Annotated in this window: 19 protein-coding genes; 14 read left to right on the plus strand and 5 right to left on the minus strand. The window is 41.2% G+C overall.

Annotated features, from left to right (window positions below; genetic code table 11):
- The first annotated feature begins 674 nt into the window (after positions 1-674).
- The 5 genes from BGP15_RS04900 to BGP15_RS04920 all read left to right on the plus strand — a co-directional run bounded on the left by BGP15_RS04900 (position 675) and on the right by BGP15_RS04920 (position 4,543).
- A complete protein-coding gene (locus tag BGP15_RS04900) occupies positions 675-1,508 on the plus strand; it encodes a helix-turn-helix transcriptional regulator (protein WP_286768853.1) in 834 nt (277 codons plus the stop codon).
- Positions 1,509-1,623: 115 nt separating this feature from the next.
- A complete protein-coding gene (ygiD, locus tag BGP15_RS04905; protein WP_286768854.1) occupies positions 1,624-2,481 on the plus strand; it encodes a 4,5-DOPA-extradiol-dioxygenase in 858 nt (285 codons plus the stop codon).
- Between the two features lie 224 nt (positions 2,482-2,705).
- Positions 2,706-3,005 carry an Rdx family protein gene (locus BGP15_RS04910; protein ID WP_112375641.1) on the plus strand — a complete coding sequence of 100 codons (300 nt, stop codon included), beginning with the start codon at positions 2,706-2,708 and terminating at the stop codon, positions 3,003-3,005.
- Positions 3,006-3,072: 67 nt separating this feature from the next.
- Positions 3,073-3,909, plus strand: a complete 837-nt coding sequence (locus tag BGP15_RS04915; protein WP_286768855.1) for a methylated-DNA--[protein]-cysteine S-methyltransferase — start codon at positions 3,073-3,075, stop codon at positions 3,907-3,909.
- Between the two features lie 22 nt (positions 3,910-3,931).
- Positions 3,932-4,543, plus strand: coding sequence for an alpha-ketoglutarate-dependent dioxygenase AlkB family protein (locus BGP15_RS04920; RefSeq protein ID WP_286753232.1), 612 nt, complete (start codon positions 3,932-3,934; stop codon positions 4,541-4,543).
- A gap of 121 nt (positions 4,544-4,664) precedes the next feature.
- Here BGP15_RS04920 and BGP15_RS04925 read toward each other — a convergent pair whose 3' ends face one another.
- Positions 4,665-6,545 carry a M1 family metallopeptidase gene (locus tag BGP15_RS04925; protein WP_286768856.1) on the minus strand — a complete coding sequence of 627 codons (1,881 nt, stop codon included), beginning with the start codon at positions 6,543-6,545 and terminating at the stop codon, positions 4,665-4,667.
- A 196-nt stretch (positions 6,546-6,741) separates the two neighbouring features.
- On the opposite strand from BGP15_RS04925, the gene BGP15_RS04930 reads away from it, so the two are divergent.
- The 4 genes from BGP15_RS04930 to BGP15_RS04945 all read left to right on the plus strand — a co-directional run bounded on the left by BGP15_RS04930 (position 6,742) and on the right by BGP15_RS04945 (position 14,369).
- The gene (locus tag BGP15_RS04930) at positions 6,742-8,052 is read left to right on the plus strand and encodes a BamA/TamA family outer membrane protein (RefSeq protein WP_286768857.1); all 1,311 of its coding nucleotides are present in this window, start codon (positions 6,742-6,744) and stop codon (positions 8,050-8,052) included.
- A 107-nt stretch (positions 8,053-8,159) separates the two neighbouring features.
- The gene (locus BGP15_RS04935; protein ID WP_286768858.1) at positions 8,160-8,957 is read left to right on the plus strand and encodes a hypothetical protein; all 798 of its coding nucleotides are present in this window, start codon (positions 8,160-8,162) and stop codon (positions 8,955-8,957) included.
- Positions 8,958-8,975: 18 nt separating this feature from the next.
- Positions 8,976-11,045: a TonB-dependent receptor gene (locus tag BGP15_RS04940; protein WP_286768859.1), complete on the plus strand. Its 2,070-nt coding sequence runs from the start codon at positions 8,976-8,978 to the stop codon at positions 11,043-11,045.
- 9 nt (positions 11,046-11,054) lie between these two features.
- Complete coding sequence (locus BGP15_RS04945) at positions 11,055-14,369, plus strand: DEAD/DEAH box helicase (protein ID WP_286768860.1); 3,315 nt, start codon at positions 11,055-11,057, stop codon at positions 14,367-14,369.
- 59 nt (positions 14,370-14,428) lie between these two features.
- Here the strand turns inward: BGP15_RS04945 and BGP15_RS04950 are convergent, their stop codons facing one another.
- On the minus strand, positions 14,429-14,938 hold the full coding sequence (locus tag BGP15_RS04950) for a hypothetical protein (protein ID WP_286768861.1): 510 nt from the start codon (positions 14,936-14,938) through the stop codon (positions 14,429-14,431).
- A gap of 111 nt (positions 14,939-15,049) precedes the next feature.
- Positions 15,050-15,535, minus strand: a complete 486-nt coding sequence (locus BGP15_RS04955; RefSeq protein ID WP_286768862.1) for a hypothetical protein — start codon at positions 15,533-15,535, stop codon at positions 15,050-15,052.
- 130 nt (positions 15,536-15,665) lie between these two features.
- Between BGP15_RS04955 and BGP15_RS04960 the strand changes: the two genes are divergently transcribed.
- The 3 genes from BGP15_RS04960 to BGP15_RS04970 are packed head-to-tail and all read left to right on the plus strand — an operon-like array spanning position 15,666 to position 18,769.
- Positions 15,666-16,112 (plus strand): MarR family winged helix-turn-helix transcriptional regulator, encoded by a 447-nt coding sequence (locus BGP15_RS04960; protein ID WP_286768863.1) that lies wholly within the window; start codon positions 15,666-15,668, stop codon positions 16,110-16,112.
- Between the two features lie 48 nt (positions 16,113-16,160).
- Positions 16,161-17,222, plus strand: a complete 1,062-nt coding sequence (locus BGP15_RS04965; protein WP_286768864.1) for an HlyD family secretion protein — start codon at positions 16,161-16,163, stop codon at positions 17,220-17,222.
- A gap of 2 nt (positions 17,223-17,224) precedes the next feature.
- On the plus strand, positions 17,225-18,769 hold the full coding sequence (locus BGP15_RS04970; protein ID WP_286768865.1) for an MFS transporter: 1,545 nt from the start codon (positions 17,225-17,227) through the stop codon (positions 18,767-18,769).
- Here the strand turns inward: BGP15_RS04970 and BGP15_RS04975 are convergent, their stop codons facing one another.
- Positions 18,770-19,519: a class I SAM-dependent methyltransferase gene (locus BGP15_RS04975; protein WP_286768866.1), complete on the minus strand. Its 750-nt coding sequence runs from the start codon at positions 19,517-19,519 to the stop codon at positions 18,770-18,772. It abuts the gene before it with no gap.
- Positions 19,520-19,536: 17 nt separating this feature from the next.
- Positions 19,537-20,235 (minus strand): RadC family protein, encoded by a 699-nt coding sequence (gene radC, locus BGP15_RS04980; protein ID WP_286753220.1) that lies wholly within the window; start codon positions 20,233-20,235, stop codon positions 19,537-19,539.
- 165 nt (positions 20,236-20,400) lie between these two features.
- Between radC and BGP15_RS04985 the strand changes: the two genes are divergently transcribed.
- Both BGP15_RS04985 and BGP15_RS04990 read left to right on the plus strand, forming a co-directional pair.
- On the plus strand, positions 20,401-20,859 hold the full coding sequence (locus tag BGP15_RS04985; RefSeq protein WP_046671802.1) for a peptidylprolyl isomerase: 459 nt from the start codon (positions 20,401-20,403) through the stop codon (positions 20,857-20,859).
- A 26-nt stretch (positions 20,860-20,885) separates the two neighbouring features.
- Entirely contained in the window at positions 20,886-21,290 is a 405-nt protein-coding gene (locus BGP15_RS04990) for a DUF5606 family protein (protein ID WP_070565981.1), read from the plus strand.
- Positions 21,291-21,390 lie beyond the last annotated feature (100 nt).

Consider the following 21,390-nt stretch of genomic DNA (forward strand, 5'->3'; position numbering starts at 1 on the left):
CGTTTCCGTTGGGATTGCAAAGGTAGAAATCTTTTTTGAACTTCCAAAAACTTTGTGAAGTTTTTTTTTCTTCTCTCTTTTTCCGATTTCCGCGCTCAACTCTCGTTAAACCCTTCTTTTTTTTCATGGTTCCTTCTCTCGAAGTAACCGTCCCTCCCTTGCGGAGTGGTGCAAAGATAGGGAGTTTATAAACAAACTTCCAAGCCTTTTGTTCTTATTTATTTCATTTTCCCCTTAACTGCCTGTAAGGGTGCGAGATTCTTTTTGTAAAACAGGTGATCGGAAGGCCGGATCCGGCACAGAATGGGCCATACAGAGAACCCAGGTCATCATATAAAGTATGGATATCGTATGGAGGCAGGCTTCGCACCGGATCTATTACCAATTTCGTCCAACTTTGTTAATAATTAATAGGGGTATTACAGGGGGATAACAGGGGTTTAGCAGGGGTTGTACCCCTATTACCCCCCTATTAACCCCCTGTTAAAACGGTGCTATAAAATTATAAATCAGTATACAATTTGAACCTAAGAAACGTAACAACAGGCTCCCCTTTTGTCAAAACTGCCGCTGGAACAAGCAAAATATCAATATGAAAAGCCTAATGGTCTTTGACAAACAATATGTAATTGAAACCGTATATTCGTAAATAGCAAATTAAAATCTTCCTTATTTTGAACGGACTTTTCAAAATTTATAAAGTTGATACCGACGAGGCATTGCGCATACAGCAATCCAAAAACGAAATACATCAACATGATTTCGAGGAATTGATTATTGGTGTGGCAGGAAAGCTCGAGCATTTTATCGATTTTAAAACAACAACCTACACCGCTCCTTTTATAAGTTTTGTCACTCAGGGCAAAACCCACCGCGTCAAACCTCTTCTGCATAATAATAACATTGAATTTTGGGTCATTCGATTTAAAAGTGAATTTATCCCCGAAACGACTTTCCAGCTCTACGCCCACTTTCATGAACATGCGACATTGACCTTCGCCAGCCACAACTGCTTCGGGAGATTGATAGTCTTGTGTGAGCTAATGCAACAGGAATGCTTACAACATAGCGTAGACTATGCGGTTATCAAGCAGCTATTGAGCACTATCTTTACCATGATTGAATCTGAACGGAAAAGGCAATTTCCAGACAGCCAACAGCAATTAAGAAATCAGAGTACAACGTTCACAAGCTTTCTATCTATACTGGAAGAGAACTACCGCCGTCCCGAAGGCGTTAATTTTTACGCGGAGAAGCTTTTTATGTCCGCAAGAAACCTAAATTTAATTTGTCAGAGCATATTGCAACAAAGCGTTTCTGAGATCATCGAAACACGGAAACTTATTGAAGCAAAAAACCTCTTGTTGACAACGACTAAAACGATCTCGGAAATCGGCTTTGAGCTCGGCTACCAAGACAAAGCTTACTTTACCAATGTCTTCAAAAAGAAAGCCGGCATGACGCCTTCGGAATTTAGAAATGAAATTCAAAAACTTATTTCCGAATAGTACAACAGATTGACAAGATTGTTATACCGCCTAGCCAAGCCCATCCCCTACATTTGTAGTAAAAATTAACGCAGTCACATCATATCAAATGCGTAGAAAGGATTTTATTAAAATTATGACAACATTACCATTAGCTGGAGTAGCACATAAAGCAAACTCGCTCTATAAATTTTCCGAGGAACTAGAGGCAACGGATAAATTTCCGGTCTTATTTTTAGGACATGGAAGTCCCATGAACGCCATAGAGGACAACGAATTTGTGCAGGGCTTCAAAAAAATAGGTCAAACTTTCGAGAAACCGAAGGCGATTCTTGTTGTTTCCGCACACTGGGAAACACGTGGAACATTTGTCACAGCGATGGAGCACCCCGCCACAATTCATGATTTTGGCGGCTTTCCTCAGGCACTCTTTGATGTCCAATATCCAGCTCCAGGAAGCCCAGCACTCGCTTTGGAAACGCAACGTGTCGTCAGCAAAGCGGATGTTCACCTCGACGACAAATGGGGATTGGACCATGGTTCCTGGTCAGTCGTCAAACATCTATATCCTGGTGCAGACGTTCCAATTATTCAAATGAGCATCGATTACACACAGCCTGCAGCATACCATTACGAGATTGCACAGCAATTAAACGCGCTAAGAAAAAAAGGGGTGCTCATTATAGGGAGTGGCAATATGGTGCACAACTTACGGATGGTCGCTTGGGACAAACTCGATACGGCAGGCTATGCGTATGAGTGGGCCACGATAGCCAACGAAAAAATGAAGCAATTCATCCAGAACGGCAATCATCAGGCGCTCATCGATTTCAGAAAACAGGGCAAAGAGTTTGACTTGGCAATTCCGACGCCTGAACATTACCTCCCTTTAATCTATACCTTGGGTTTACAGGAGAAAAATGACGAGCTGTTTCTCTTCAACGACAATTCAGTGGCTGGATCGCTGACCATGACTTCTTTGAAAATCGGGTAAGCCTCCAGCACACCTATCGGGTGTATCCAAAACGAGCCGCCCATTCCATTGACCGAGTAAAAGACCATTGGAATAGGCGGCCTTTATATGAAATGGACGGGTTTTACACTATACTCCAACGAGTTGGAAATAATCTCGAAATTTCCATGACAAAAAGCGCTTTGATTGCAGCGCTAGGATCGATAAATTTGTTTAAAACAAAACAACGCACTTTAACTTAACTCATGGCAACAAAACCTGTTATTGAAATTGAATATTGTCCAAAATGCAATTGGATGCTGCGTGCCGCCTATATGGCGCAGGAGGTGCTGAGTTCGTTCACGGATGAAATCCATGGCGTTATGCTGGTCCCCAGCGAAATTGCAGGCCGTTATACCGTACGGGTAGCGGATCAGGAGATTTTCGATCGAAAAAGAGCGGGTCGATTCCCCGAAATAAAAGAACTCAAACAACTGATCCGCGATCTAGTTGCACCAGATAAATCCTTAGGTCATTCGGACAAATCTCCTTCATCCAACATTTAATTTAGCATAAATCGGATTTTAAAGACTTCTTCTTATTAGCAACTTTGTATAAATTAAATGAACAATCATGACTATTCAACAAGAAGTAGATTTTCAACGTATCGCCAAGGCCATACATTTCTTACAGGAAAACTTTAAGACACAGCCTACATTGGGTCAGATCGCTTCTCATGTTTACATGAGTGAAGCTCATTTTCAACGCATGTTTACCGCATGGGCAGGTACAAGTCCCAAGAAATTCTTACAATATGTGAGTATAAATCATGCAAAATCATTGCTCAAGGAAAATAACATTGCTGAAACAACATTCCAGCTTGGCCTTTCCAGCAGCAGTAGACTTCATGAGCTATTCATCAATATTGAGGGGATGACTCCCGCTGAATATAAAAATGAAGGTTCCAATCTATTGATTTCCTACGCCTATTATCAGAGCTTATTCGGCACAATGCTCATTGCATCCACTTCTAAAGGTATTTGTCATATTGCTTATGCCGATGACAACTTAATAGCTTTTGACACCCTTCAACAACGCTTTCCGAATGCAACATACCTACAACAGGGAAATAGCATGCACGAGAATGCACTCAAAGCATTAAATCCACAAGACAAAGACATCCGTCAGGTAAAATTGCATTTAAAAGGCACTGATTTTCAATTGAAAGTCTGGGAAGCTTTATTAAAAATCCCTATGGGTAACTTAAGTACCTACGGTGCCATCGCTTCTCAAATCGGAAACCCCAAGGCCTCCCGTGCCGTCGGTACAGCTATCGGAAGCAATCCGATCGCTTACCTTATCCCTTGTCATCGGGTGATACAAAACAGCGGAATATTTGGCGGCTACCGATGGAATCCGATGCGGAAAACAGCGATGATCGGATGGGAGACTTTACATACCGCTATTTAGTAAACACACACAATACTATAACATGGAACTTTTCGACAATCTCTTCGATGGCAATAGAAATCTACTCCCTTACGATGGGACTGTCAATTATTATGGCAAAATACTGTCTCCGCAGGAAGCAAACCACTATTTTGATAAACTCATGGACTCGATCGAATGGGTAAATGATCGCGCCATTATTTTTGGAAATGAAATCGTCACCAAGCGAAAGGTGGCTTGGTATGGCGATCAGGCTTTCGAATATAGTTATTCCAACACCACTAAAAGGGCGCTTCCCTGGACACAGGAACTTCTTGAGCTGAAAAAAATTGCCGAAGAGCAAACACAGGAAACCTATAATTCCTGCCTGTTGAATCTGTACCACAATGGCGACGAAGGAATGGCCTGGCACAGTGACGGGGAAAAAGATCTCAAAAAAAATGGAGCAATTGCTTCTTTAAGCTTTGGTGCTGAGCGAAAGTTTGCTTTTAAACACAAAACGAGTAAAGAAAAAATAGACATCATCTTGGGGCATGGAAGTTTATTGGTGATGAAAGATGTTACACAAACCTATTGGCTGCATCGGCTTCCACCGACAAAGAAGGCATTCAGCGCACGAATTAATCTGACATTTCGAAGCATCGATCAGCTGTAGTTGTTCGTAGCGGGGCAAGGCTGACACCAACGAACAGCTATTTTTCCGCAGACTACAACAGGATTCAGTAAACAATCGTGTCAACCTTTTCAGAACATAAAGGCTGACACGATCAATCGGATTACTTTATAACGTTCCAGCTGTTGTCTTTAGCTGTGTAATCCATAAAAATACCACCGTCCAAGGTAATATTTTTCACCTTTTTGGTCGAACTCCAAGTCATGCTTGCCTGTTTTTCATTGTGTTGCCAAATTGCTGGAGTTTGATGTTTTGTCTCCACCGATCCATCTGCATAGGTAATCAACACATCAAACGGAATTGCAAATCCTCCTACATTGGTAATTGTAAGTGTATTTTTACCGCCGAGTTGCTTAAAGCTATCCACTTTAAGGTCGATGTAATTATTGGTAAAATACCAATTTTTCCAATACCAATTTAAATTTTGCCCAGCTCCGGCGTTGATGCTGTAAAAAAAGTCCCAAGGCGTCGGATGCTTTCCATGCCATAACTCCATATAATGATGTAATGCTTTTTTAAACAGCTCATCGCCCAAATAATCCCGTAATGCAATATAAGACAACGCGGCCTTGATGTAAGCATTATTACCATACCCTAAACCACTTAACTGAGAGGTCATCGTAATCAGGGGTTGATCTTCTTCTGTAGAAGGGTCAAAAATATAGCGCTTTACGCGAGCATCCTTAAAAAGCTCTTTGTTTTTTTCGGCACCAATCTCCGCATTTCCGATCCAGAATTCCAATGCAGTAGCCCAGCCTTCATCCATATAACCGTATCGCGTCTCATTGATACCCATGTAAAAAGGGAAATAAGTATGTGCAATTTCATGGTCTGCTGTTTGCCGTGCATCCACAAGATTATCTGGAACACTCGAATCGTTGATCATCATCGGATATTCCATATCTGCAAATCCCTGAACGGCGGTCATTGTTGGGTATGGATAGGTGACACCAGGCCAATTTTTAGAAAACCAGTTAATGCAGTATTGTTGCCAGCCAATATATTGTTCAAAATCTGGCGTTCCGGCGACATAGCTGGATTGCACACTCACGCGTTTGCTTCCCAAATCTACACTCCCGCCATCCCAGATATAATTGTCACTCACACTGAAACAAAAATCAGGTACATAGCTTGCTTTGAAGTTCCACGTATTCCAAGCTTCTTGCGCTGTCACCTTCCCCGATTTCATTTCGGCATCAGTCGCGATATGTATTGGGGTATCGCTAACTTTTGATTTTTCGAAACGATCCAGAATAGGTTTCTGCAGTACATCAGCGGCATTGGTCAATTCACCTGTCGCCCAGACAACAAAGTTCTTCGGAACGGATATCTCAAATTGATAATCGTTGAAACCATTATAGAATTCTTGCCGGCCATTATGTTCCAAAAGATCCCAGCCATTGTAATCGTCGTATACAGACACACGCGGATAGGCGTAAGCACAATAAAAGGTAGACGCATTCAGCAGTCCTTCACGGTCGCTTTCGACAGATAAAGGGTATTCCCAGCTAATGTCCAACGTTGCAGTACTTCGCGGAAGGATTTTCTGTCCAAAATCGCCCAACTTCACCGTCCCCCAGTCCTTGCTGTTTACGTCGTAAACTTGACCATTTAGTTTAAACGACTTTATCTTTAGACCCGAAGTCAGGTAATCGTCCGAAGCGTATGCCGCACGTACCGCATTGGGTTTGTGCACATTGTTTACAAATCGGATAGCCAAGCGATTCAATGTATCAGGACTATGGTTTGTGTACAGAATAGTCTCTGTTCCACTCACCATCTTTGTAGCCGGATCCAATTGCACCCGCACATCATACTTTCCAAAATTCTGCCAATAGTTTTTTCCCGGTATGCCCGTTGTAGTACGGGTCCCCTTTGCGATCGCTTGCTGAATATTCCTTGGGGTATACAGTTCTTGTGCATGAGCAGCCCCTGTCAATAAAAGCAACGTCAATCCGTAATTCAATATAGTGCGTCCTATCATATCCTAGTTTAAATAATCAAACTAAGATAAATTTGCTGTGATTTGCAAGTTTAATTCTCCAGCTTCGCAAGAAAAATAAACTTCTCCAACACAATACCCTATTCGCATTTGTTCAACCATCAAAAAGACAGGCTCCAAGTGCCGGAGAAAACATTTTATTTTTTTTTACGTTTAGTTTTAAGATAAGCTCGAATGTATGCATCAACTTTTACGTTATAACGATTTCTTCCGATACGCTTTTTTAGGAATACTTTTAATTTCAATCCCTACACTCCTTGCGGCTCAAAATGATGTGAAAGCAGACTCTGTTGCACAGTACAAACAGCAGCGTGACTCTGCCTTGGCCAGTCAATACGATATATCGGATCTCATCGGAAGAATAATACATCCCAAACGAAAAAAGGAACATGCAAGTAAACGTTCTCCCATCACCTTAATGCCCAACATTGCCTACAACCCAACCATTGGTGGCCAGATTGGAATCAAGGCTGTCGCCGGGAAAGTACTAGGTGATTCCAAAACAACCACCATGTCGATCGCAGCGACATCCGCCTCGATCACCACGAAAAATATTATGGTCTTCTATATCAGCCACAATGTATTTACTCCGAACAATAAACTAAATTTTCAGGGTGCTTTTGCACTTGTCAAAATGGTGGCTTTAGACGCAGGGCTGGGCATGACTCCCCATGGAAAATGGAACAATGCCGATGAAGAGATTCTTGCCAACCCCGACCATAAGAAATACGGCGCAAAATATAATGCATTTACATTTAATGAAAAAGTCTATAAACGCATCGCCGACGGGCTATTTGTTGGGGCCGGACTGGCGTTTGACTTACGACGGAAAATAACCAGCAGCGGCCCGAATGGCAACGTTACGCCCAACACCATCTACACCGAAAAACATGGCTTCGAGCCCGACAGTTACAATTCCAACGGCCTATTGCTCAATATGCAATATATGACCAGAGACAATCCCAACAGGCCTTACAAGGGTATATATTCGGATATCGGTGTGCGATGGAACACAACGCTGCTGGGTAGCAGCAAAAGTGCAGTACAGCTTACCACCGACTTTCGCAAATACTTTAGTCTATCCCAGTCCGACCCAGCTCATGTACTCGCCTTCTGGTATTGGGGTTCCTATAAACTTGGTGGTACTCTGCCCTATTTTGATCTTCCAGGAACAGGAAGGGACGTAGCCGTCAGAAGCGGCCGCGGTTATACCATCGGTTATTTCAAAGGAATTTCTTTCGGTTATGCCGAAACAGAATACCGCTTCCCAATTTTAAAGAATCGCTTTTTGAGCGGAGCTGCTTTTTTTAACCTACAGACTGCCAGCGACGAACTGGGCACCAAACTTTTTGAAAGGTGGCAACCTGGGGGTGGTGCCGGGTTGCGAGTTCTCTTTAACAAAGCAACACGCACAAATCTATGTCTGGACTATGCCTTTGGAAAATATGGTTCCCGTGGTTTCTTTTTGGGGCTGAATGAAGCTTTCTAATTCCAGGCTGCGGCAGCTTTCTTTGCCATAAAATAACTAAATTAGCCGATGTTATTGCTCTTTCGCTGCATGAAGAGTGACTGCATAAGCATTGACGATACTTCATCATGAATTTAAAAACCTTTTTTCTATACATTCCATTATGTTTAGGTCTCGTTTCCTGTCATCAGGCAAAGACGCCAACACCAACATCAACGAAAAGTGAAGACCAAAAGAAAGAACAAGTAGCCCTTCCTGCCTCCGCGTCGCTCCCATCGGATACGTCGAGCTACGATAGCCCGCGTTTTGAAGGCAGGGTAAAAGAACAAGCGCAGCAGTTAATGGAAATGAATGATGCCGGCCTCTTCGATAAACTTCATCAGAAGTTAACGACAACACTACCGGCGGACCAGAAGGATTATTTTCTTGGGCATCCTACCTTAGCTGTTTTAGCGATCACCAAAGGGAATATCTTTGAAAATGGTGCCGATGACCTTGGGTATATTGTGTACAATAAAGATAATCATCGCATCGAAATCATCCTATTGGATCGTAAGAACAATACATTCAACACACTGTATAAAGAATTAAAAGTTGTCAATACCCTTCAAAATTTGGATTGTTCATCCAGCTTTGGATCGCTCGATTATCTTGTTGCTTCCGAACTGATTTACCAAGAGGATTATATTCGCCTAAACAATTCAAATTACCTGATTGACGACAACTCCTTTGAGGTGACCGATATTTCTACGAACAAAAACTTCGATTTGCAGCAGGGCTGTCTGAACAAAAACATCGCAAAAGATGCCATGGCCAACAGTCTTTGTGTACCGACCAGCTCCGTATACGCGAATTTTCAATGCTTAAAATACAATAAGAAAAAGCAGATTTTTGAAATTTATTTCAGTCAGGAATTTGCAGACTAAGCCGAACTAACCCGAACAATGAAAAGATATTACCTACTTGCTACCCTTGGTTTATGTAGCAAATTATATGCGCAAGAAGTGGATACTACAACTAATCGGCTAGAGCAAGTCGAAGTTAAAGCCTACTTCAATAAACAACCGCTCTTGCGATTGACTTCTTCTGCAGCTGTGTTAAGCAACCAAGCGATCCAATCCCAACAGTCGCCCTCTTTTGTTTCGGCAATGAACAGGGTACCGGGTTTACGGATGGAAGAACGTTCTCCTGGAAGTTACCGGCTTGCACTCCGCGGGAGTATGATCCGTTCACCTTTTGGTGTTCGCAATGTTAAAATCTATCTGGACGACTTTCCGCTTACTGACGCCGGCGGGAACACCTATCTTAACTTGCTCGATCCCTATGCAATCGAGCAAATCAATATCTTGAAAGGTCCGGACGGATCGATCTACGGGGCCAATTCAGGCGGTATACTCTCCTTATATAGTAAAGGATTTGATCAATCTGCAAAACCTGAAGTCAATCTCCAATTAACGGGAGGCTCCTATGGTCTTTTCCAGGAGCAGCTCAATGCAATATTACCCGTCAGCAAGACGCAACAACTTGCCGTCAATCAGAGTTGGACGAGAAGTGACGGTTATCGCCAAAATTCAGCCTTAAACAAAAAGAATATCCAGCTCAATTACAATTGGCAATATGCAAAAACATCCGAATTAAAATTCACGGGGCTCTATTCGGATCTCGGTTACCAAACTCCGGGAGGGCTCACCGCAGCACAAATGGAAAGCGACCGCAGGCAAGCCCGGCCAAAGGGCGGACCAAACCCTGGTGCTGCTGAACAAAAAGCAGCAATCTACGATAAGACATTCTTTGGTGGACTGAGCAACCAGACGCATCTCAGTTCTAAGATGACCTTATTCGCGAGTGTATTTGGTTCATCCAATCAGATCAAAAATCCCTTCATCACCAATTACGAGAAAAGAGATGAAAAGAACATAGGAACGCGCCTGTATTTATCGTATGCCGATCTGTTGAGCAGAGATTTAAAATATGAAGTCCAACTGGGCCTGGAAGCACAAAAGGGTTGGTATGCTATTGACAATTATGACAACGCCCAAGGTGTCGCTACCGATCCTCAGGCCAAGGACAAATTGGAAAACAGTCAGCAATCATTTTTTGCACGCACCCAGCTGGAGTGGCTGGAGCGTCTTCAGGTAGAGCTGTCACTCGGATTAAATGAGAATAAAATTGGCTACCAGCAACGTTACCCTGTTCCACAGGAGAACAAAGAAAACATTGATTTCGGAAGTACATGGATGCCAAGAGCTGCTCTATCGTATTTGATCACACCAATGTTCGCACTTAGGGCTTCGATTTCTAAAGGTTTCTCTGCACCAACTGTTGCTGAGGTCCGCTCGTCAGACAATACAATTAATACGATGTTGAAGCCAGAAACAGGTACAAACCACGAACTGGGACTGCGTTGGCATTTGTGGAATCGCCGGATTATTTTAGATGCAGCGGCCTACACCTATCAAATGAACAATGCCATTATCCGGCAGGTACGGGACAATGGTGCTGAATATTTTCAAAATGCGGGTAAAATAAACCAAAAGGGACTGGAAGCATCGCTATTCGTCTATTTGATCAGGCCTCAAGCGACCGGTATGGTCCGTAGCCTACAACTGACCAGTAATTTTTCCCTCAACGACTACAGTTTCAAAACCTACCAGATAGGTGACAAAAACTATAAGGACAATAAACTCCCTGCGGTTCCTAAAACGGTATGGGTAAATTCGTTGAATATACTCTTCCCGAATGAATTCCAATTGGATCTTCTTTCCAATTTAACAGCCGCAATACCACTGGACGATGCAAACACTGTTTATGCCAAACGGTATCATCTTTTGCAAGGCAAATTATCCTGGAGCAAAGCTGTCTGTTCACAATATAAAATCAGATTTTTTGTAGGGGCCGACAATCTACTCAATCAAAAATATAGTCTTGGAAACGATATCAATGCTTTTGGAGGACGGTATTTTAATCCTGCCCCATTACGTAATTATTATGGCGGAATGAGTTTTAATTTTTAATCAAGGATCATGGAATTCCATCAGTACATATTGACCGATATCGATTTCACCAAGGTGAGCCGCTATTCTTATTTTCCTTGGATGGACCTGACACTGGCCCATTTCCAGGTCAATGCGATGGATATGGAGGTCAATCAGGCAACTTTTCAGGTACTGGAGAATTACACCGATTTTGAAGTGATGATCATTTATACGGCACCCACAACAGCCGTCTTTTGCAATTGTCCACAAAGTGGATTCTGTCGTCATCAAAAGGCGGCTTTAAGTAAATTATTTACACAGGAGAATTGGCTGGCATTTTTTGACCACAACCGCTATCAGCATCTTCTCAAGAAAGTTGCGACACAATATGGGCTGGAGAAGGAATCATCCCTAGAAAACTACTTTTCCGCACAGATCAAAGCGGGGAAGCTGGAGTTTCTGTTAAAAGACAAACAGTTAACCTCTATCGATGACTTTGATCTCGTGGAGGAATCTCTTGCCCCAAAGGCCAAGACGACAGTCGAACAGCAACATCATTTTGTGGTGTTAACGCGCAACCGGTATTACAAAAATCTACAAATACTCCTGTGTCAATCCCCCATGACAAAATCCGGCGTACCAAAAAACCCGGTTTGTTCCAGTGAGGGCCAGTCTCATATCTGGCAAAGCAGCTCGATTGAGGAAATGCAATTTTACACAGCTGTTTATCAATTTTCTCAAGCTGTGCAACAGGATATTGATATCAGCTCCAGCCTGAAGGCGATTGCAAAAAACCCCTTACATCTCGATTTTTACCTGCATGACTATGAGAAATCCGAAAATATTACAGCCTCCACCTTATCGCCGGTACAATTAAGCCTAAACAAAGGTGATATTAAGCTCTTTATTACAAAAAAAGGTGCATTTTATACCATTCAGGGAGAAATTCATATCCATACCATCGCCTACAGTTTACAGGATTTAGTTGTTCTTTTGGATCATTTTATTCTCATCAAAAATCAACTTTTTCTGATTGAGAATAAACATCACCTTAAGTTGATCCGTTTATTTGGCAACAAGGGGGAACAATTGTTGATCCATCAACGTAAGTTCGAAGAGTTCAACAGGTTGTTTTTGGAACAGATCGCACATTCCGTGGAGTTGAATTTTAAAGATATTCCAAAAGCAAGCAAGCCACAGTTGAAGGAAAACCTGTATTATCAGGACATGCAGCCCCTTTTGTTTTTGGAGGAATCGGAAGATTTTGTCAACCTTATTCCTGTTATGCGTTATGGTGAGGTCGAAATTCCCATTTTAAGTAAGCGGAATATATTTGGCACGGACAGCAAGGGTACGCAATTTTTGGTCGATCGGAAACGTGAAGCTGAAACAAAAGTTATTTCACTGTTACTGAAACAGCATCCCTATTTTCAGGAGCAAATGGATGAGGGAAGCTTTCAGCATTTTTATCTGCACCGCAAATACTTTCTGGACAGCAACTGGTTTCTGGATGCTTTTGAGGAGTGGCAGCATCAAGGGATACAGATCATTGGATTTAATGCGCTACGTGGAAATAAATTAAGTCGTTTTAAAGGAAAAATACATGTGGAGGTCCTCAGTGGACAAAATTGGTTCAATGCCAATATAAAGGTGTCATTTGGCCCCAAAAGTGTCTCGCTAAAAAAACTTGAAAAGGCGGTACGGAACCGCTCGCAATTCATTACCTTGGATGATGGCACCCAGGGGATTTTACCGAAACAGTGGCTCGATAAATTTGAGGCCTATTTTAATGCTGCCGAATCGATAGCTGATGATTTCATTGAAATTCCAAAATACAAATTCAATGAGATCGATCAATTATTTGAACAAGCGGAGCTAGACCCCATCGTGTTGGCAGAGCTCAGCACCTTGAGAAAGCAGCTCGCTCATTTTCCCTCGCTATCCGAAGTCCAGGTACCGCCCACTTTTGTCGGAAACTTACGTCCTTATCAGCAGCAGGGCTTACAATGGCTACATTTCTTGGACGGGCTTAACTTTGGCGCTTGTCTTGCCGATGACATGGGACTTGGCAAAACGATCCAGATATTAGCCTTTCTGGCTACTCAAAAAGCAAAGGGACAATCTGCACCAACATTACTTGTACTTCCCACGACCTTAATTTTTAATTGGCGGCATGAAATCCAACAATTTCTTCCATCGTTCCAAACGCTGGTCTTAGATGGTCCAAATAGAATAGAAAAAGGGCTGCAGTTTGAACAATACGACCTGGTTTTAATTTCTTATCACAACCTGCTGACGGATATCAATATCCTAAAAAAAACAACCTTCAATTATGTCATATTGGATGAATCGCAGCAAATCAAAAACCCGGATTCCCAGCGCTACAAGACAGTAAATTTGTTAAAATCAAGAAATCGCATCATCTTAACGGGAACTCCTATCGAGAATAATACGATGGATCTTTATGCACAGCTTTCCTTTATTGTGCCAGGTCTACTTGGAAGCAAAAAATATTTCAAAGATGTCTATACGACTCCTATAGATGCTTTCCACGACCGCAAGAGAAAAAAAGTGCTGAAAGAGAAAATAAAACCTTTTATTCTTCGGAGAACAAAGCAGGATGTGTTGCGTGATCTTCCTGCAAAAAATGAGCTGGTCCTTTACTGTGAAATGAAAACTGCCCAGCGGCGAATTTATGATCTTTATGAAAAAGAGTTTCGGGATTTTATCTCTGCCAAAGATGGCGATGAAATCAAGAAAAGCCCCATGCATGTACTAAAGGGGCTAACAAAATTGCGTCAGATATGTAATTCAAGCAAACTTCTCCAAAATGAAGATCTGACTAGCGCTGCGGATTCTGCCAAAATCGAAATGCTTATTGAGCAGATTCAACATAAAAAAGACCAGCACAAAATGATCGTGTTTTCCCAGTTTGTTAGTATGCTCAACCTGATTAAAGAGGCTTTGGACAAACAAGGTATTTGTTCGCTGATGCTCACAGGCCAATCCAAAGATCGAGGTAAATTGGTTAATGACTTTCAATCCGACAAGGATACCCCCGTTTTTCTGGTCAGTCTCAAAGCCGGTGGTACGGGACTTAATCTTACCGCAGCGGATGTTGTGTACCTGGTAGACCCCTGGTGGAACCCTGCTGTTGAGCAACAGGCAATCGACAGGATCTATCGCATGGGGCAACAAAAGACAGTTACCGCTGTTCGATTAATCAGCCCTAACACAGTCGAAGATAAAATTCAAATCTTACAGCAACATAAAAAGGAGATTAGCAACAGTATCCTGGATGATGGTGGAAGTATAGATGCCTTTTATCTGGACAAAAGCTATTTAATGAATTTGTTACGGTAAACTATTGAAAACAAAAAAGGGACATCGATTGATGTCCCTTTTTTGTTTTCAGCTGCGCTTTATTTTTTGTCAGAAATGTATGTTTTGTTACCATTTCCGTTGATATAGTATCTTCCTCCTTTTGGACCGACATAGACGGTATGGCCGTTGTATTTTTCACTAGTCGCTTTATCAGCTGTAGTTACGGCATCTTTTTTAACAGCAGTAACTTTTTTTTCAGCTTTAGCACTTTCTTTTTTTACGGCTTTTTCCTTCGCTTCCATCGGTGCCGCTGGCGGTGTTTTTGTGTCAGCCATCTTTTTCGCCTGCGCTGACTGTTCCTTCACTGCAGCTTCCTTCTTCTCTCTGACTGCAGCCTCCTTCTTTGCTGTAGCTTTCACGGGCGCTGCCTTCGTTTTCGTTTCGGTCTCGTTGGCTTTAGTCTTTACTTCTTTTGCTTTTTGTTCAGACTTTTTGGCTTCTTTTTCCATTTTTTTAGGAGCCGTTTGTGCATGAGATTGTCCCAATCCGAATGCAGCTATCAAAGCTAATGCAGCTGTGATTTTTTTGAAACGATTTATTGCTTTCATAACGCAATTGTTATTTAAATAATTGTAAATAAAGGTACAATACAAATGCCATATTTCGATTTAATTTCTTGAACAAAAGATTTTTAACATACTTTTAACTTAGCTACGGAATTACTCGACAGCTTGTTTTCTAAATTTCGAATCAATTATATATTTTACCCCCTTCGCATCTATAAATACAGGCTTTCCATTGTAGTGTTCATTAATCCGTCGGTCAATTGGAACACGATACCGGGTGGGTGAATTAGCGGAGCTGTAGGTTATATTCCCGATCGACTCTCCGGGGCCAGCGGTTACTTCCGAACCTTCATATACGCGTTCACTCACCCTGCCTGTAAAACGCTGTTTTCCCGATGACGTTTTTACTTTCTCCTGCTGTTCCGGCCCTTTATCGATTGGCGCAACGTCTAAGCTCATCACATCTATCTGAGGGCTTAAAGGGAAGAATGGATCTACCCAGCGATATACAAAATGATAATCAGTCTCTAAATTATTAAAAGCATGCATTTGCTGCGCTCTTACAACACTTATCCCGCCTCCTAAAATCAACAGTGGCAGTAGGCAACGTCTAAAGAAGATTAATTCAACTCCTAACATATCTTTTTTTCCTTTCGTTTAAGTGATCCCAAATAAAATGCCATCTCTCGCTAAAGCACTCATGTTTAACACATTTTTAACTAAAGTAAATTAGTTTGATATTTAACTGTTTTATATTTAACTTTGTATTATGAAAAACGAATTCATGAATCCAGTAAAACCCTTAGTAGATAGTATCATTGCTTTACGAACAAGCTTAAAACAATACTATATTCAGAAAATAAAGGAACAGCAATTGGATATCACCTACGAAATGTTGCAAGTATTAGCGGCACTATGGAAAAAGGAGCAAATGAATCAGCAAGATATCGCATTAGCAATACAAAAGAACAAAGCAAGTGTCACTCCGCTGATTGATAACCTGTGTAAACGGGATCTGGTTAGGCGCGTCAGCGATCCCAATGACAGAAGGAATAATTTAATCGAGTTAACGGGAAAGGGAGACGAATATAGGACATTGTTAGACCCTGTCCAACAGGACCTCTACCATGCAATCCTACAGGAGTTAGCAGAAAAAAAAATAGTTGAAATTACAGAAACTCTCGAAAGATTGACCGCCATTATTGAGAAGCAATAGTATCGGGAGCACTGATTTTCAGAAAAAAAAAAGAAAAGTAAATGAGTCATGAGTAATTCAACATTGAGTGAGAAAGAAATAAAACGAAGGCGGAAAATATGGGTCATCAATATCCTGTCTGCAATCGTCATTGTGTTTACCATTATATGGGGTATCCTAGTCTTTTTCCACATCAACGAATCTGTTTATACAGATGATGCCCAAGTAGATGCCCATATTACCCCTATAAATTCGCGTATCAGCGGTTATATCAAAACAATTCGATTTGATGAGCATCAAAAAGTACACAAAGGCGATACGCTCGTCATTATTGACGATGCGGAGTACAGAATTTTATTACAAAATGCGCAAGCCACTCTCGCCGATGCCAAAGCCAGTAAAACAATATCCCAATCTGGAATTGCCATTGCCAGCAATAGCACGACGATAGCAAATGCCAATATTGATGAGATGAAAGCTCGGCTAGATAATATGGAATTGAATTATAAGCGCTACGAGAGTTTGGTGAAAGATGAGGCAGTAACGCAATTTCAATTCGATCAGGTAAAAGCAGACTATGAGGCCATGTTGGCTAAATATAAAGCACTTTTGGCACAAGAGCGTGTATCCAAACTGAACACGCATGAGTCTAAACAGAAACTGTCGGTCAATGATGCCGCATTGCTAAAGGCCGAATCTGCGATTGATCTTGCCAAATTAAACCTTTCGTATACGGTTATCACTGCACCTTATGATGGTGTATTAGGACGGCGGACGATAGAAGAGGGGCAATTGGTGCAAAATGGTACAGCATTGGTCAATATTGTCCGTGATGAGCAGAAATGGATAACCGCAAATTATACCGAAAGTCAATTAAAAAATATCGCCCTCGGGGCAAAAGTCAAGATTGAAATTGATGCATTGGCTGGGAAGACATTCGAAGGTGAAGTAGCCGCCATATCCGAAGCAACAGGATCTAAGTATTCTGCAGTTCCAGTAGACAACTCCACGGGAAACTTTGTCAAGGTACAACAGCGCATTCCGGTTAGAATTAATTTTACGGCATCCAATACCCCAAAAGATCTCGCCATGCTTCGCGTAGGTATGAATGCCATCATACGTATTAAATAACCATGAAAGATCGTATATTCAGAGATTGGTTGGGTTCAGGATGGGAACTGTTCTTTTTATTTGTGCTCAATATTTTATTTTCCTTCAATAATGGTATCCCAACGTCCATTAACACGTATGTCATGAATGGATACGCCGGTATCACCGCAGATCTGAGTATGGCTACATATTGTTACTATGCGGGGATGGTATGTGCCATACCGCTGGTATTTAGGCTATTGAAATTATTTTCCAAAAAGACGATATTAATCGTTTCCATCTTCATTATCCTCGCTTCCAATGCGATTTTGGAACATGCCAATAATGGTGTCAACATCTGTATGGCTACATTTTTTATCGGAAGTGCCAAAATCATCGTCACGATGGCCATCATTGGGGAAATGATCCCTTTCCTCATGCCGCGTGGAGAACGCTATCAATTATATGCGGTCTATTATCCCATGACAATGATCATTCCAGCCTTGGCAAGCTATGTATCTGTTCTATTTGCAACACATTTCTATTGGGAAACTGTCTTTCTATTTCAAAATATATTACTGGCGGTAGCGTTGTTAATCTGCATCATCTTTATGAAATCGTCAAATTTTAAAAAGGTCCCGCTGTACCAGTATGACTGGTTTGGAAGTATTTTACTTTGTATTTCCTTATTGAATTTTGCCTATTTCAGCACATATGGTCTGACACAAAATTGGTTTCATTCCAAGTTTATTCTGGTCACGGGAATCGCATCACTCTGTTTCTTTATCCTTTTTATAAACAGAAGTGCGCTCATCCGAAAATCACTCTTAAATTTTGAAGCCTTTTCAACACGGATTCTGCCGATCTCTATTGGAACAATTTTTATTTTCGGCATTTTTTATAGTTCAACTTCGCTTTACTCCTCCTTTTTGGGAATTACGCTAGGCACCAATCCTATGGAAGTCGCCGAAATAAATACCTATGTGATCCCTGGTTATATCGTAGGTGCAGTAATCGCTTATGTATATTTCAAGATAACAAAGAAATGTAAGTTTATTTTGGCATTCTCAGCGGCTTGTTATGCCCTATCTTGTTTTTTCTTTGCAAGGATTATCAATCAACAGACAAACACGGCTCTATTCTACCTTCCTTTGACATTAAGAGGAATGGGGGTGATTACTTCCTATATTGGGATAGGCGTATATATGGCCGGCAATATCCCCAGCAAATATTACCTTTCTGGATTAGTATTTTTGATTCTTACACGCTCATTTTTGGTCCCTGTAGTCTGGTCAAACGTCATTGCCAATTGGTATTACCACCTACAGGTCCTCAATGCCAGTGATCTTGCTGGTATAATCGACCGAACAAATAGCTTGGTGCTGCAAAGAGGAAATATAGTAAAATCGGTCCAGGTCCAAGCTTCGCTACTATCCTTACGCGATGCCTACTCAGGGCTGTTTATTATCGGGGTAATCCTAACGTTGTTCATCTTAATCTTCCCGTTTCATTCTTCTCCTATACGAAGAGTTATCGACTGGAAAAGAAAAAATGCGACGAAAGAAGCTTTGCAAATTCCGATTTCTTAGTTAACTGATATAAATTTCGGTAATATACTTGAATACGATACGCTCAGAGATTGCGTACTTCTCGAAAAGGGTATGGAGATCGTCATAGAGCGTTTTGTTTTCAGCTTGCTCTTTTGGAAAATAAGATGATGAACGTACTCTTCCCAAGAACGACCGAAGATCCAATATCTGTTGATTCGGCAAGGTAATTTTGGTCATTGGACGTGGTGAAAAAAATTGTTTGAGATCATTATCACTGATATTTTTGTGACTGACAGATTGATAACTTGGTATATGACTGAGCAGAAAATCTTCATATTCCTGTTGAAAAGCGTCGTCCGGATCACGCTGGTTCCAGACCAACACGATATGTCCATTTTCGGTGAGAATGCGGGCGAACTCCCTTTTACATGCTTCCCGTTCAAACCAATGAAAAGATTGCCCGGCAAAAATAAGATCGACACAGCCAGACTCAATGGAGGTATTTTCGGCGGTGGCATTCAGCGCGATTAAATTCCGATAGGTTTTAAAATGATGCAGTAAAGATTCACGCATTTGCCGATTGGGTTCAACAGCAAAAACGTCATTTCCATTTTCGAGAAAAAGTTGCGTAGATAGCCCAGTGCCGCTACCGATATCGGCAACCAGCCACTTTTTATCCAGCCCTATCTGTTCTTTAAGCACCTGAATAATCTGTTTTGGATAACAAGGTCTAAATTTCTCGTAATCGACAACCCTGTCTGTGAATCTATCAATACTGTTTTTGTTCATACTAAGAATTGCTGTAACTAGTCGATTATACCTTCATCCTTAAAACTATAATAGCCGTTATCAGTAAAGATTAAATGATCGGCAACTCTAATATCCATAATTTTAGAGGCTTCAACAATTTTTTGCGTCAGAATTTTGTCAGCATTGCTGGGATACAAGGTGCCCGAGGGATGGTTATGAATTAATATAATTGCATGCGCTTTAAGGCTGAGTGCGGATCGTAATATAATCCGAACATCGACCGGCGTAAAGTCATTACCGCCACGTCCGATGAGTTGTTTGTCTAATATTTTATACCCCGTATTCAAATATAAGGTCCAAAACTCTTCATGGGGCAGATCCTGCAGGATGGGTTTCATCAAGTTGTAAACGAAGCGGCTGCTATTTACAAGTTTACGTTCTTCTGCGGGCAGTTCATTTTTACGGCGGGCGAGCTCCAATGCCGCAAGAACGGCGATGGCTTTTGCTTCGCCTATCCCTTTATATAGGCTCAGTTCCGAGACTTCCATCATCGAAAGGGTGTGCAGGTTATTTTTGACATCAGCCAATATGCGTCGGCATAATTCGACAGCACTTTCATTTTTGGAACCAGAGCCGATTAGGATAGCCAATAATTCAGCATCTGTAAGCGCTCTACGTCCTTGGCTCAATAGCTTCTCTCTCGGACGGTCGGCCTCTGCCCACTCCCGAATGACTAGTTTGTATGGATTTGACATCTACAGTTAATTATAATTGGCTAGCGTACATAAATATACGAAAAAAACAGTTACTTAATATCCTGAGAAATACACAATCTATCAATTAAAAAAAATTGGCAATCGCGATTTACTTCACATTTCACTCTGAAACGTTATCTTTGTATTTCATAAAAATTTTTGAATATGAGTAAAGCGATTATTAAAACAGAAAAAGGCGACATGACTGTGGAGTTCTACACAGCTGATGCTCCAAATACAGTAGCCAATTTTATCAAACTTGCTAAATCAGGATATTATGATGGATTAGCGTTTCACCGCGTGATCCCTGATTTCGTTATCCAAGGTGGATGCCCAAATTCACGTGAAGGCGCTGCTGGAATCCCTGGAACAGGTGGCCCTGGTTATAAAATTGACTGTGAACTAACAGGAGAAAACCAATACCACGATAGAGGTGTATTGTCTATGGCTCATGCAGGCCGTAATACAGGTGGTTCGCAATTTTTCATCTGTCATAGCCGTAACAACACTGCGCACTTAGATCGTAACCATACTTGTTTTGGAAAAGTAATCGAAAACGTTGACATCGTTGATGATATCAGACAAGGTGACCGTATTTTATCAATTGAAGTTATCGAAGATTAATTCTTGGAGATTTAAATAATATTAAAATGAATTTAAGAGCATTAGTATCCGTAACTGGTAAACCAGGATTGTTCAAATTGGTTGGACAAAATAAAGGTGGTTTTATTTTAGAAACCCTTGATCAAGCAAAAATTAAAACTGTAGTAAGTTTATCTTCTACAAAAATGGCGACTTTGGAAGATATCACCATCTATGGTGAAGAAGAAGAAATTCGTCTATTGAATATTTTTGAAACAATCAAAGAGAAAGGCATCGCTCTACCAGATACAAAATCTGATGGCGCTACTTTAAGAAATTTCTTCCGTGAAGTAGCTCCTGGCCATGATGAATCACGTGTTTATTCTTCGGATATCAAAAAGGTTATCACATGGTATAACATTATCAAGGAATTCCCTTTATTTGAAGAAGAAGCACCTGCTCCTTTAATGTAAACTTTTACATATATGACTAGTCCTGAAAAATCGATACAGGTTTTCAGTGATTAAAAATAAATAATTTAAACAGTAGTAGCCGATAGGTTGCTACTGTTTT

Source organism: Sphingobacterium sp. 40-24 (assembly GCF_001899705.1).
GTDB lineage: Bacteria > Bacteroidota > Bacteroidia > Sphingobacteriales > Sphingobacteriaceae > Sphingobacterium > Sphingobacterium multivorum.